The sequence below is a fragment of the Chromobacterium sp. FG89 genome (assembly GCF_057808735.1).
This window is the reverse complement of sequence record NZ_JBMDIQ010000012.1, coordinates 33,414-46,292: the sequence shown is the minus strand read 5'-3', so window position 1 is coordinate 46,292 and position 12,879 is coordinate 33,414. Positions and strand designations below refer to the sequence as shown.

Annotated in this window: 16 protein-coding genes; 10 read left to right on the top strand and 6 right to left on the bottom strand. The window is 65.0% G+C overall.

The window, feature by feature from the left end; translation table 11 throughout:
* Positions 1–61: 61 nt before the first annotated feature.
* The 3 genes from ACODRW_RS13470 to ACODRW_RS13460 form a co-directional block, all read right to left on the bottom strand.
* The gene (locus ACODRW_RS13470) at positions 62–1,012 is read right to left on the bottom strand and encodes an SPFH domain-containing protein (protein WP_107799292.1); all 951 of its coding nucleotides are present in this window, start codon (positions 1,010–1,012) and stop codon (positions 62–64) included.
* Positions 1,013–1,017: 5 nt separating this feature from the next.
* Positions 1,018–1,452, bottom strand: coding sequence for an NfeD family protein (locus ACODRW_RS13465; protein WP_488905957.1), 435 nt, complete (start codon positions 1,450–1,452; stop codon positions 1,018–1,020).
* Between the two features lie 147 nt (positions 1,453–1,599).
* Positions 1,600–1,728, bottom strand: coding sequence for a hypothetical protein (locus tag ACODRW_RS13460; RefSeq protein WP_255411645.1), 129 nt, complete (start codon positions 1,726–1,728; stop codon positions 1,600–1,602).
* Positions 1,729–1,844: 116 nt separating this feature from the next.
* Here ACODRW_RS13460 and ACODRW_RS13455 point away from each other — a divergent pair, with 116 nt between their 5' ends.
* Both ACODRW_RS13455 and ACODRW_RS13450 read left to right on the top strand, forming a co-directional pair.
* Positions 1,845–2,432, top strand: a complete 588-nt coding sequence (locus ACODRW_RS13455) for an IMPACT family protein (protein ID WP_488905956.1) — start codon at positions 1,845–1,847, stop codon at positions 2,430–2,432.
* Positions 2,433–2,490: 58 nt separating this feature from the next.
* Complete coding sequence (locus ACODRW_RS13450; protein WP_107799289.1) at positions 2,491–3,420, top strand: DHH family phosphoesterase; 930 nt, start codon at positions 2,491–2,493, stop codon at positions 3,418–3,420.
* Between the two features lie 85 nt (positions 3,421–3,505).
* Here ACODRW_RS13450 and ACODRW_RS13445 read toward each other — a convergent pair whose 3' ends face one another.
* Positions 3,506–4,168, bottom strand: a complete 663-nt coding sequence (locus ACODRW_RS13445; protein ID WP_474456433.1) for an HAD family hydrolase — start codon at positions 4,166–4,168, stop codon at positions 3,506–3,508.
* A gap of 103 nt (positions 4,169–4,271) precedes the next feature.
* On the opposite strand from ACODRW_RS13445, the gene ACODRW_RS13440 reads away from it, so the two are divergent.
* A complete protein-coding gene (locus tag ACODRW_RS13440) occupies positions 4,272–4,919 on the top strand; it encodes a ParA family protein (RefSeq protein WP_227108134.1) in 648 nt (215 codons plus the stop codon).
* Between the two features lie 187 nt (positions 4,920–5,106).
* Positions 5,107–6,057 (top strand): GMP reductase, encoded by a 951-nt coding sequence (locus tag ACODRW_RS13435; RefSeq protein ID WP_227108136.1) that lies wholly within the window; start codon positions 5,107–5,109, stop codon positions 6,055–6,057.
* 15 nt (positions 6,058–6,072) lie between these two features.
* Here ACODRW_RS13435 and ACODRW_RS13430 read toward each other — a convergent pair whose 3' ends face one another.
* Positions 6,073–6,561, bottom strand: a complete 489-nt coding sequence (locus ACODRW_RS13430) for a MaoC family dehydratase (RefSeq protein ID WP_227108138.1) — start codon at positions 6,559–6,561, stop codon at positions 6,073–6,075.
* 97 nt (positions 6,562–6,658) lie between these two features.
* Between ACODRW_RS13430 and ACODRW_RS13425 the strand changes: the two genes are divergently transcribed.
* The 5 genes from ACODRW_RS13425 (at position 6,659) to ACODRW_RS13405 (ending at position 10,593) form a co-directional block, all read left to right on the top strand.
* Positions 6,659–7,411 carry a copper homeostasis protein CutC gene (locus ACODRW_RS13425; protein ID WP_253314656.1) on the top strand — a complete coding sequence of 251 codons (753 nt, stop codon included), beginning with the start codon at positions 6,659–6,661 and terminating at the stop codon, positions 7,409–7,411.
* A gap of 176 nt (positions 7,412–7,587) precedes the next feature.
* Entirely contained in the window at positions 7,588–8,109 is a 522-nt protein-coding gene (locus ACODRW_RS13420; RefSeq protein ID WP_107799283.1) for a cupin domain-containing protein, read from the top strand.
* 64 nt (positions 8,110–8,173) lie between these two features.
* On the top strand, positions 8,174–8,977 hold the full coding sequence (locus ACODRW_RS13415) for a hypothetical protein (protein WP_488905955.1): 804 nt from the start codon (positions 8,174–8,176) through the stop codon (positions 8,975–8,977).
* Between the two features lie 86 nt (positions 8,978–9,063).
* On the top strand, positions 9,064–9,741 hold the full coding sequence (locus ACODRW_RS13410) for a hypothetical protein (protein ID WP_488905954.1): 678 nt from the start codon (positions 9,064–9,066) through the stop codon (positions 9,739–9,741).
* Positions 9,742–9,816: 75 nt separating this feature from the next.
* The gene (locus tag ACODRW_RS13405) at positions 9,817–10,593 is read left to right on the top strand and encodes a transporter substrate-binding domain-containing protein (protein WP_305883555.1); all 777 of its coding nucleotides are present in this window, start codon (positions 9,817–9,819) and stop codon (positions 10,591–10,593) included.
* 7 nt (positions 10,594–10,600) lie between these two features.
* On the opposite strand, the gene ACODRW_RS13400 is transcribed toward ACODRW_RS13405, so the two are convergent.
* A complete protein-coding gene (locus ACODRW_RS13400; RefSeq protein ID WP_107799279.1) occupies positions 10,601–11,392 on the bottom strand; it encodes a helix-turn-helix transcriptional regulator in 792 nt (263 codons plus the stop codon).
* A 114-nt stretch (positions 11,393–11,506) separates the two neighbouring features.
* On the opposite strand from ACODRW_RS13400, the gene ACODRW_RS13395 reads away from it, so the two are divergent.
* Positions 11,507–12,877, top strand: coding sequence for an APC family permease (locus tag ACODRW_RS13395; protein ID WP_107799278.1), 1,371 nt, complete (start codon positions 11,507–11,509; stop codon positions 12,875–12,877).
* The last annotated feature ends 2 nt before the right edge of the window (positions 12,878–12,879 follow it).

The window sequence follows — 12,879 nt, the reverse complement described above, 5'->3', positions numbered from 1 at the left end:
AGTGAGGTGCGGGTTCTTGATCCGGCCGGCGCCCGCGAACGGGGCGCCGCCGGAGCGGCCTTTAGCGCGGGGCCTGGGTCTGCTTGACCACGCTCATCGCGCTGGCCACCAGCGAACCGACGTCGGCGACGTTGGCCGGCAGGATGATGGTGTTGTTTTCCTTGGCCAGTTTGCCGAAGGCGGCCACGTATTGTTCGGCCACTTTCAGGTTGACCGCTTCCAGGCCGCCCTCGGTGTGGATGGAGCTGGCCACGCGCTTGATCGCGTCGGCGGTGGCGTCCGCCACCAGACGCAGCGCTTCGGCCTCGCCCAGCGCCTTGTTGATGGCGGCTTGCTTGTCGCCCTCGGAGTTGTTGATGGTGGCCTGCATCTCGCCCTGGGATTTCTGGATCGCCGCTTCGCGCGAGCCGTTGGCCAGGTTGATCTGCTCCATCTTCAAGCCTTCGGACTGGGCGATGCGCGCGCGCTTCTCCCGTTCCGCGGTGATCTGCGCCTGCATCGCGTGCAGGATGTCCTGCGGCGGCACCAGGTCCTTGATCTCGTAGCGCAGCACTTTCACGCCCCAGTTGACCGCGGCCTCGTCCAGCGCCGCCACCACGGTCTGGTTGATCTCGTCGCGTTCCTCAAAGGTCTTGTCCAGCTCCATCTTGCCGATCACCGAGCGCAGCGTGGTTTGCGACAGCTGGGTGATGGCGATGATGAAGTTGCTGGTGCCGTAGGAGGCGCGCTGGGCGTCGGTCACCTGGAAGTAGAGGATGCCGTCCACTTTCAGCTGGGTGTTGTCGCGGGTGATGCAGACCTGGCTGGGCACGTCCAGCGGCACTTCCTTCAAGCTGTGCTTGTAGGCGATGCGGTCGATGAAGGGAATGATGATGTTGAGGCCGGGCGCCAGGGTGCCGTGATAGCGGCCGAGGCGTTCGACGATGTAGGCGTTCTGCTGCGGCACCACGGCCAGCGATTTGAACACGAAAACGATGACGGCGGCGAGCAGGATCAGGGGCAGGAGTTCCATGGGTCTTATTGTTCCGGTTGGGTTGAACTGATTTTGAGCAGATTGCCGTCGCGGCCGACGATGTAGGCGGTGGCGCCGGCTTCCAGCGCGGCGCCGTCGACGGGAGACGCGTCCCAGGCCGCGCCGCGGTATTGCACGCGGACGTGGCCGGCGGGGGAGGCGTGGAGGATTTGCACCGGCTGGCCCAGATCGGGATCGTCCGCGCGCGGCTGGGCGGCGACGGACGGATGACGGCGCTTGTAAGCGTAAACCAGCGCCACGCCGATCACGCCGGCAAGGCTGGCGATCACGTATTGGCTGGCCTCGGCCGCGCCCAGCCAAGCGGCAGCGCCGCCGCACAGCATGGCGACGGCGACGACCAGCAGGTAAAAGGTGCCGGAGAAGAACTCGGCGATCAGCGCGATCAGCGCGCTGGCAATCCAGATGGTGGTTAGCGGCAAAACAATGCCCTTGTCAAATTGAAGCGCTCATTTTCATGCCATCGCCGCGGAATGACAAGCGAGCGGGCGTCGACCGTGAAAAAAACAGGCGGACGCCTAGAACCGGTTTACGGTCTCGCTCTTGCTCGCGAGACCCTGAACCGGTTCTCAGACATGATCCTTGTCCGGCAGATAATGAGACAGGCGAGCCTCTTCCTCTTCATCCAGCCAGAATTTGTCCAGCATGAACCAGACCACGGCAAGCAGCGAAGCGAGCACGACAAGCAGGATGATCATGGCTTTGGCTCCTCTAAGGTGAACAAGGCGCATTCCCGTTTTCATTGTAGTGCTTGCCCGGGCGGTTTGCCGGCGCTGGGGTACAATCCACTCCTTCGGACAGTCAGAGGGACGGAATGTTCCATTTGCAAGCGTCGGCCCAGGCCGAGATCGAAATCAAGAAGAGCCGCTTCATCGGCATCGTGCAGCCGGTGAGCAGCCGGGAAGAGGCGTTGGCGCGGCTGGCGGAGATCCGCGCGCAATGGCCGGACGCGCGCCATTATTGCGCGGTGCTGCTGTGCGGCGCGGATTCCATGCTGGACGACGACGGCGAGCCTTCCGGCACCGCGGCGCGGCCGATGTACAACGTGTTGCGGCACAAGGACGTTTGCGATGTGCTGGCGGTGGTGGTCCGTTATTTCGGCGGAATTAAATTGGGTGCGGGCGGCTTGGTCAGAGCCTACACTCAAGCTGTCAACGCCGCGATGGACGCGGCCAGCCTGACGGCGGTGGTGCCGCGTGGCGATTACGTGGCGACGGTGGATTTCGCCGGCGAGGCGCGGCTGCGCCATTTATGCCAAGAACTGGGCGTGCCGGTATCGGCGCCCGTTTACGGCGAGCGGGTGAGCTTGACGCTGAGCCTGCCGCTCGCGGAGGCGGAGGCCTTGCTGGCGGCGTTGACGGACGGGATGGCCGGCGCGCTGGAGGTGTCGCCGGCCGACTGAGGCGCCGTACGGCGCGGGCGGGGCCGCGCCGGCCCTTCAAGAGGGAGAGAGGGAACTCATGTCGCAACAGCAATATCGCCTGGTGACGCGCAGCGATTTCGACGGACTGGTGTGCGCGGTGCTGCTCAACGAACTGAATATGATCAACGAGATCAAGTTCGCCCACCCCAAGGACATGCAGGACGGCAAGGTGGAGATCACCGAGAACGACATCACCACCAACCTGCCTTACGTGGCGGCGGCGCACCTGGTCATCGACCACCATCTTTCCGAAACCCTGCGCAATTCCAGCGCGGACAATTACGTGATCGACCCCAAGGCGCCGTCGGCGGCGCGGGTGGTGTACAAGCACTTTGGCGGCAAGCAGGTGTTTCCCAATATCAGCGACGAGATGATGGAGGCGGTGGACAAGGCGGATTCCGCGCAGTACACCTTGCAGGAAGTGCTGCATCCGTCCGGTTGGGTGCTGCTCAACTATCTGATGGACGCGCGCACCGGCCTGGGGCGCTTCAAGGAGTTCCGCATCAGCAATTACCAGCTGATGCTGGACTTGATCCGCTATTGCCGCGACCACAGCATCGATCAAATCCTGGCCTTGCCGGACGTGCAGGAGCGGGTGGAGCTGTACGCCAAGCACGAGGCGCTGGCCAAGGAGCAGATCCGGCGCTGTTCCCGCGTCTACGGCAATCTGGTGGTGTTGAACCTGCTGCATGAGGACGTGATCCATCCCACCAACCGCTTCATGATTTACGCGCTGTTCCCGGACTGCAATATCTCCATCCACCAGCTATGGGGCGTCAATCGGCAGAACACGGTGTTCGCGGTGGGCAAGTCCATCATCAACCGCAGCTCGCGCACCAATGTGGGCGCGCTGATGCTGCAGTACGGCGGCGGCGGCCATGAGGCGGCCGGCACCTGCCAGGTGGGCAACGACCAGGCCGAAGATGTGCGCGACGAGCTGGTCGCGCGCATCCGCGGCCACGGCTGAAAGCCCGTTGACGATGGTGCGCGTTAAGGCGTGGCGAGGCGGCTGAACTCGCCGTGCCGCGCCTCATTACGCGCAGCCGCTCGTATCAGGCCAGCTGTTGCAACACTTCCAGCGCCTGATGCAGGTCCTGGCATACCGCCAGCGCGTGATGGGTCTGGTCCGCCGGCGGCGTGACCAGGTCCGGCACCAGAATCACCCGCATGCCGGCGGCGACGCCGGCGTGCAGGCCGTAGATCGAGTCTTCCAGCACCACGCAGCGCAGCGGATCGACGCCCAGCTTGCGCGCGGCGGCCAGGTAAACGTCCGGCGCCGGCTTGGTGTGGGCGACTTCGTCGCCGGCCACCACAGTGTCGAAATAACGCGATAGCCCGGTGCGGCCCAGCTTGATGTCCGCCAGCTGACGCTGGGTGGACGTGGCCACCGCGCGCGGCAGGTTTTGTCCGCGCGCCCAGTCCAGCAGCGCCTCGATGCCGCCCTTCAGCGGAATCTCCTCATGTTCCAGCATCTGCCAGTAATGCCGGCGGCCCACATTCTGCAGCGCGACGGCGTCGTCCTGGCTGCCCAGCCTTTCACTGAGGAATTCGGTGCAGCGGCGCATGGACAGGCCCACCATGTCCAGCAGCAGCTGATCGCTGAGCGTCATGTCCAGTTCGTCGGCGGCGCGGCGCCAGGACTCCATGGAAATTCTTTCGGTGTCTATCATCAAACCATCCATGTCGAACAGGATGGCGTCATAGTTTTGCGGCATGCGGACTCCTTTTCCGGGCTTCGACCTTAACCCGATCGCCCGGCTGCGGCAAGCGCTTCCCCTCTGGTATAGTGGGCCATCGCAAACGGCAGAGGAGGCGGATGTGCAATCGGTATTGGTGGCCAACCCCAAGGGCGGCAGCGGCAAATCGACCTTGGCGACCAATCTGGCCGGCTATTACGCCGCGCGCGGCAAGCGCGTGATGCTGGGCGATGTGGACCGGCAGCAATCCTCGCTGGGCTGGCTGGCGCAACGCGACGCGGCGCTGCCTTCCATCGCCGGCTGGGAGGTCAAGGCCGGAGAAGCGGCGCGGCCGCCCAAGGGCACGGAGGTGGTGGTGCTGGACAGCGCCGCGGGCCTGCACGGCAAAAAGCTGGCGGCCCTGGTGTCCCGGGTGGAGCGCATCCTGGTGCCCATCCAGCCGTCGCCGTTCGACATGTGGGCGAGCGAGGCTTTTTTCGAACAGCTGCTGGAAGAGAAGGCCATCCGCAAGAACAAGGCCTTCATGGCGGTGGTGGGCATGCGGGTGGACCCGCGCACCCGCTCCGCGCGCGAACTGGAGAAATTCCTGGCGGAGCATCAGGTGCCGGTGCTGACCTGGCTGCGCGACACTCAGCTTTACGTGCAGGCGGCGTCCAGCGGCTTGTCCCTGTTCGACCTGCCGCCGTCGCGCGCGCAGCGCGACCGCGAGGCCTGGCAGCCTCTGCTCAACTGGCTGGGCGAGGAGGACGGCAGCTGGTGCGACAAATGAAATGTTTTGTCTTGATCTGAAATAAAATCGCTTGACGTGAAGAAACCTGCGGCGTAAGGTGTGCCGGTAAGTGCGTGCGAGCCAAACGAGAGCGTCGCAGGGGACACTGTAAACGGGAGCCGTCGAGCTCCCGTTTATGTTTGGGGCCCCTTGTTTTTTGACTCTTTTCCGCTTTGGGAGCACACGCATGATCAAGACAGAACTCAATTACGGCGACGTTTACCTGGTGCCGAAAAAAACCGTGGTGGACAGCCGCAAGGAGTGCGACACCTCGGTGCAATTCGGCCCGCGCCGTTTCGACATGCCGGTTTACGCGTCGAACATGAAGTCGGTGGTCTGCGCCGAAACCAGCGAGCTCTTCGCCGCTCGGAACTGGTTCTACACCATGCACCGCTTCAATGTGGACGCGGTGGCCTTTACCCGCGCCATGCAGGACAAGGGCCTGTTCGCCTCCATCAGCGTCGGCGTCAACGACGACACGCTGGAACAGCTGGCCGCGCTCAAGCAGGCCGGCCTCACTCCTGAATACATGACGCTGGACATCGCCAATGCCTGGTGCGTGAAGGCGGAGCGCATGATCAAGCACATCAAGCAGACCTTCCCCGAGACCTTTCTGATCGGCGGCAACATCGCCACCGGCGAAGCCGCGCGCGATCTGGAAAGCTGGGGCTGCGACGCGATCAAGGCCGGCATCGCCGGCGGCCGCGTCTGCATCACCAAGAACAAGACCGGTTTCCACCGCCCGATGATTTCCACGGTGCAGGACTGCGTGGCCGCGGTGTCCGTGCCGGTGATCGCCGACGGCGGCATCGTCGAGCACGGCGATATCGCCAAGGCGCTGGCCTGCGGCGCCAGCATGGTCATGGCGGGCTCGCTGTTCGCCGGCTATGACGAATCCGCCGGCGAGATCGTCGAGATCAACGGCAAGCACTACAAGGAATACTTCGGCAGCGCCTCTCAGTTCAACAAGGGCGCCTACGTCAACGTGGAAGGCAAGAAGATTCTTGTTGAGTACAAGGGCAGCATCGGCAAGCTGCTGCGCGAACTGCAGGAAGACCTGCAGTCCTCGATCAGCTACGCCGGCGGCAACACTCTGCAGGCCTTGCGCGGGGCGGAACTGATCCAGGTTCGCCGCTGATCCGGGCGGCGCGGCTCAGGCGTGCTGCGCCGCCGGGTGCGGCGCTTCTTCTGCTTGCGGCTGGGCGCGGCATTGCGCCCAGATCGAGCACTCCAGCTGCATCGCCACCTCGTCGCGCTGATTGACGGTGGTCCAGCGCACCTTCACCACGCCGAAGCCGGGCTGGCTGTTGGAGCGGCGCTTGTCCAGCACCTCCACGGTGACGCGCAAGGCGTCGCCGGCGCGGGTGGGCTGGGGCCAACGCATCTTGTCGATCTGCATGCCGATCAAGCCGTTGGCCATCTTGCCCAGCTCGGTCTGGGTCACCAGCCGCATGCTCAGGCTGCTGGTCTGCCAGCCGCTGGCGGCCAGGCCGCCGAACAGGCTGTCCGCCGCGCGCTGCGGATCAGTGTGGAAGTATTGCGGATCATACTGCCGGGCGAAGCCGATCAACTCGTCCTCGCTCAATACATGGGTGGGGCTGTGGAACAGCTGTCCGGCTTTCAAATCTTCAAAATAGAGCATATCGACTTACGTTTGCGTCATCTCGAGCGCGCAGCTTAACGCGGCCGGCGAAACGGGTCAAAATCCCTGGTGCGTTCAGCCCAGCAAGGGGGATATTTTGTCGCAAGATAGACAGTTGGAAGTGTGCGCCGGCTCGCTGGCGTCTTGCCTGGCCGCCGCGCAGGGCGGCGCGGCCCGGGTGGAATTGTGCGCCAGCCTGGAAACCGGCGGGCTCACGCCGTCGCCTGGCATGATTGCGCTGGCGAGGCAGAGGCTGGACATTGGCCTGCATGTGATCGTGCGTCCGCGCGGTGGCGATTTTCTGTATTCGGACGAGGAGTTCGACGTGATGCGCCGCGACGTGCTGGCCTGCCGCGAACTGGGGGCGGACGGCGTGGTGCTGGGCCTGCTGACCGCGGACGGCGAGGTGGACGTGGAGCGCAGCCGAGAACTGGTCCAGCTGGCCGGGCCGATGACGACCACCTTTCATCGCGCCTTCGACATGGCGCGGGATCCCGAGCGGGCGCTGGAACAGATCATCGCCAGCGGCTGCCGGCGCTTGCTGAGCTCCGGCCAGGCGCCGGACGCGCTGGCGGGCGCGGCCCTGATCCGCCGGCTGAGCCGCCAGGCGGGCGAGCGGCTGATCCTGATGCCGGGCGGCGGCGTGCGGCCGGACAATCTGGCCGAACTCGCGCGCGCCACCGGCTGCCGCGAATTCCACGCCTCGGCCCGGGTCAAGGTGGCCAGCGCGATGCGCTACCGCCAGACCGGGATCAGCATGGGCGCGGCGGGTCAGGACGAGTACGACAGACGGGAAAGCTGCGCCGAAACCATACGGACCATGACGGATTTGCTGCGCGGCCTGGATTGACGCTTGTCGGACGGCACGCATTTGCAGGATGATGCTGACATTTCCGGCCGCGGACCATTCAAGAGCCGCGGACCAAAATCTGAACCAAGGCGCGCCGACGCAGGCAGTGCAAGCCGTACGACCAGGAAGCGCAATGCAGGATCAGGGGTTTTGTCAGCGGTTTTAAGGAGCGCAAGATGAGCAAGCCGTCGCATGTGGTCAATATCGACCAAGTGGAAGCCGTGGACTACCGGGAGGGCGAAGGGTGGGGCGGCAGCTATCATCCGCTGACGCCGGCGCTGGACGCCTTGCCCGGCCGGCTGGGCGCCAATCTGACCCGTCTGCCGCCGGGGCATGCGGGCTGCCCCTTTCATTCCCACGCCCGCGAGGACGAGATTTTCTATGTGTTGTCCGGGCGCGGCGTGCTGCGACTGGGCGACAGCCTGCAGGAAATCGGGCCCGGCGACTGCATTTCCTGTCCGGCCGGCACCGGCGTCGCGCATCAAATCGCCAACCCCTTCGATCAGGACCTGGTCTACCTCGGCATCGGCGTCAACGACCCGCACGAGGTCTGCGTCTATCCGGACAGCGGCAAGGTGCTGGTCCGCCATCTGAAGCAGGTGGGGCGGCTGGAAAGCGCGCCGTACTACGACGGCGAGCCGGCGCGCCCCGGCATCTTCGACATGCTGGAGCGGGAACAGACGCTGGTCCGGAAATAGCCGGCTTGGCATGCGGCCGCGGCATGAGCGATAACGGAACCATCGTTCCTCCATGGATAAGGCAATGAAGAGGCGGGCATTGAGCCGCGCGGCGGCGGTGTTGGCGCTGGCGTGGCCGCTGGGCGCGGCGGCGGAGCCCTTGTCGTTCTGCTATGAGGATCAGGCTTCCTATCCCTGGCTGGACGGCCGCGGCGGCGGGCTGGACATTCAGCTGATCAAGCATGTGCAGAGCGCCTTGAAGCTGGAGCTGTATTTGCACCCGATGCCGTGGCGGCGCTGCATCAATATGCTGCGCCAAGGCAAGATGGACGGCGCTTTCGCCGCCAGCTTCGTGCCGGAGCGTTCGCAATGGGGGCTGTACCCCATGCTGCCGGACGGCGGACCGGACGCCGGCCAACGGCTGCACAGCGCCAGTTATTCCTTGTATCGGCTCAAGGGCACCACGGTGGATTGGGACGGCGCGCGCCTGTCCAGCGGCATGGCGCCGATAGGCATGCAGACCGATTTCTCCATCGGCCTCTTTTTGCGCAAGCAGCAGGTGGAGATAGACGACAGCAACCGCGATCCGCTGGCCATTCTGCAAAAGCTGCGCCTGCGGCGCTTGAGCGGAGCGGCCTTGCAGACGCCGCGCGCGGAGCAGATCCTGCGCGAGCATCCCGAGCTGACGGAGACGATAGAGCGCTGCCGGCTGCCCTTGGAAGAAAAGCCTTATTTCCTGATGTTGTCGCGCCAATTGGCGCACCGCGAACCCAGCTTGCCGGGCAGGATCTGGGCGGAGCTGGAGCGGCAACGCGAGTCGCCGGCCTTTCTCACCCAGCTGCGGGCGCTGGGTGCGCACCGCGACGCCGGCGGGGCGGCGCACAAATGATGATGGATTGTTCAGCGACTGCTTGCTATCAAAGTTAAAGCTTTTGCTTTATTATTTTCCGCTCCTTGATTTCCTTAGGAATCCCCATGCATAAGAAAACGCTTTTGGCCGCCGGCTGTCTATGGCTGGCCGCCGGTCCGGCCTTGGCGGAGGCCTGGTCCTATCCCGGCTGGCAGGACGGCCGAGACACCCGCGTCAAGGCGCTGGCCCTGCTGCAGACCTTGAACGCCACCTTGCTGAGCAATAGCAGCGCCACCCGCACCTTGCAGCAATGGTGCGCGGATCACCGAATGGCGTCTCCGGCGCAGATTCGCGCCTTGCGCAATCCGGCGGATCACAAGGAAGCCAGCCCGGAAGTGCGCGCCCAGTTGCAGGCGCGGCCGGACGAGCGCATCGCCTACCGCCGGGTGCGGCTGGCTTGCGGCGAGCATGTGTTGTCCGAGGCCGACAACTGGTATTTGCCGTCCAAGCTGAGCGCGGAGATGAACCGCCAACTGGACGGCAGCGACGTGCCGTTTGGCCGCGCGGTGGCGGCGCTGAACTTCCGCCGGCAAACCGAGGAAGTCAAATTGCTGTGGTCGCCGTTGCCGGCGGGCTGGGAAATGAAGCCCGCGGCCCAGGGCATCGCCGCCGGCGGCCTGGATATCGCGCCGGAAGTGTTGCAACACCGCGCCGTGCTCTACCGCGGCAGCGACAACGCGCCGTTCAGCGTGGTGGTGGAGACGTATCAGCGAGACGTCTTCGCCTTCCCGCTGGCCTATTGAGGCCGCGTCGAACGAGTCTTGCGAGCAGGGCGCTGGCAGCGTCCGCTGCGCAAACAACAGAAGAAGAAAGCAAGCATGATGAAGAAATCACAGAAACTGGGCGGCCTGCTCTTGGCCGGCCTGATCGCCGGCCAGCCGGCGCTGGCGGACCGCCTGGACGATATCCTGCAACGCGGCAGCGTGCGGGTGGGCACCACCGGCGATTACCGTCCGTTCAGCGAGCGGGACGCGGCCAGCGGCGCCTATCGCGGCCTGGACATCGAGATGGCCGAGAGCCTGGCGCGGGCGCTGGGCGTCAAGCTGGAACTGGTGGCCACCAGCTGGCCGACGCTGATGCGCGACCACGAGGCCGGCAAGTTCGACATCGCGATGAGCGGGGTGTCGATCAATCTGGAGCGGCAGAAGCGGGCGCTGTATTCGCAGCCCTATCTGAACGACGGCAAGACGCCGATCACCCGCTGCGAAAACGTCCAGCGTTTTCAGACCATCGCCCAGATCAACCAGCCCCGGGTCAAGCTGATCGTCAATCCGGGCGGCACCAATGAAAAGTTCGCGCGCGCCCGCTTGCCGGCGGCCGCGCTGACCGTGCATCCGGACAACGTCACCATTTTCCGGCAGATCATAGACGGCAAGGCCGATCTGATGGTGACCGACGCGGTGGAAACCCGTTATCAGCAGAAGCTGCATCCGGAGCTGTGTGCGGTGCACCCGGAGAAGCCGTTCGACTTTTCGCAAAAAGCCTATCTGCTGCCCAACGACTGGCGCTGGAAAGCCTGGGTGGATCAATGGCTGAGCCAGAGCCTGCAAAACGGCGAATTCGCCGGCCTGTCGGCCAAGTGGCTGGGGAAGTGAGTCTGACCTAGGCTTCGCTGCCTCGCAGTTGCTCGATATAGCAATTGAACAGCTCGGCGTGGCTGGCCACGCCGAGCTTCAGATACAGATTGCGGCGGTGAACCTTGACCGTTTCCGGCGAAATGGCCAGCTGTTGGGCGATGGCCTTGCTGGACAGGCCGCACAGCGTCAGCCGCGCCACCTCGGCCTCGCGCTCGGACAGCCTGCCGTGGCCAAAATGACTCAGCGTCTGCGTCAGTTGATCGGCAAGGCGCTGCGATGGCGGCGTGGGCGCGGAGCTCAGCTGCCAGTGACGCCGCATCGCGGACAGCAGCCAGGGCTGCATCACGCGCAGCTTGCCGATGTCGGCCGGTTCGAACGCGCTGGCCTTGCCCAGCGACAAGGTCAACACCTGGTCCGGAGCCAGGCGCAGCAGCAGCTGGACCTCGTCCACGCCCACCTCGCCGCTCATATAACGCTGAAAATACTCGCTTTGGCGGAAGTGGTCCGGCGCGATGTCGGGCAAGTGGTGGAGGCCGTCGGGAAAAGGCCGCTGCGCGTATTGATAGAAGGGGTCCAGCAGATACAGGCCCTGGCAGTAAAGCGCCATCGGCGACGGCGCGGCCAAGTGCTGAAAATCGCATTCCTCCAGAATCTGCGGCGGCGCGTTCGCGTGGAAACAGGCGGCCAGCGCATTGTCCAGCGGCACGCTGCCGCGCAACAGCAAGACCAGCTGACGCCAAAACCCGGGCAGACCGATGTGCGCCATCAGCTGCGCCAGATGATGGTGCAGCGGCAGTTCCTTCAACAAAGCTTCCATCCGGCAATCCCCGCTCGGGGTAACCCATCACGGTGATTGGGCGCCCTCCCGCGTCAAAATACACTGTCTCCCGCAAGTCTGACTACAAGACCATAGCGACAAGAGGAGAACACTATGAGCCAAGCCGCAAGCCGCCCCGGATTGCGCCGTTCATTGAGCGTGACGGACGTCGTGTTGATAACCGTGTCCGGTGTGACGCCGGCCAGTTCCATTTTCGTGATCGCGCCGTTTGCGCTGCAAGGCGCCGGCAGCGGGGCTTTTCTGGCCTTCGCGCTGGCGGCGGCGCTGGCCGTCGCGTTCGCGCTGTGCTACGCCGAGCTGGGCGCGGCCCACCCCAACGCCGGCGGCGAGTACGTGATCATCGAGCGGGTGTTCGGCCGCGCGCTCAGCCTGCAAATGTATCTGCTGATTCTATGCCTGCTGCTGTTCATCCCGGCGGTGCTGGCCACCGGGGCCGCGCCCTATCTGAACTCCGCGCTGGGCACCCGGCTGGACGGCGCTGAAGTGGCGCTGACCATGATCGTGCTGTGTTTCGGCATCGCGGTGCTGGACATCAAGCTGAACGCCTGGCTGACCGGCTCCTTCCTGCTGCTGGAGCTGGCCGCGCTGGCCTTGATCGCCTGGCTGGGCTTCAGCGAAGCGCAGCAGCCGGCGACGGTGCTGTGGCAGCCGGTGAAGGCGGCGGCGGACGGCGGCCTCGCCGCGGTGCCCGCCGCGGCGATCATCGCCATGGTGGGGACGGCGGTGTTCGCCTACAACGGCTTCGGCGGGGCGGTGTACTTTGCCGAGGACATGCGCGAAAGCGGCCGGCCGGTGGCGAAGGCGGTGCTGGCGGCGCTGTCCATCGTGGTGCTGGTGGAACTGATACCGGTGACCGCGCTGATCCTGGGCGCGCCCTCGCTGGCGGAAATGAGCCGGCAGGCCGATCCGATCAACTACGTGCTCAGTCATTTGAGCAGCCCGGGGCTGGCGCGGGTGATCAGCGGCGGCATCTTTCTATCGGTGTTCAACGCCATCATCGCCATCGTGGTGCAAAGCGGCCGCTTCTTGTACTCCAGCGGCCGGGACGGCTTGTGGCCGGCGCCGGCGAGCCGGGCGCTGCAACGCATCCATCCGCGCTTCGGCACGCCCTGGGTGGCCACGCTGGCGCTGGCCGTCCCATCCGCCTTGCTGACCTTTCATTCCAGCCTGGGCGATCTGGCGTCCTTCACCGTGATCATCCTGATGCTGAACTATCTATTGCTGGCGCTGGCGGCCCTGCGCAGCCGCCTGGGCCGGCATCCGCATCCTTACCGCATGCCCGGCTGGCCGTGGCCGCCCTTGTTGGCGGCGGCGGGCAGCCTCTCCCTATTATGGGCGGTGCTGCGAGACGCGCCCGCGCGGGACTGGTGGATTATCGGCGGCATCGCGCTGACCGGGCTTTTGCTGGCGGGCCGTAAGCAGCCCGCCGCCGTATTGATCGTTGAAGAACAGAAAGAGAGGTGAGT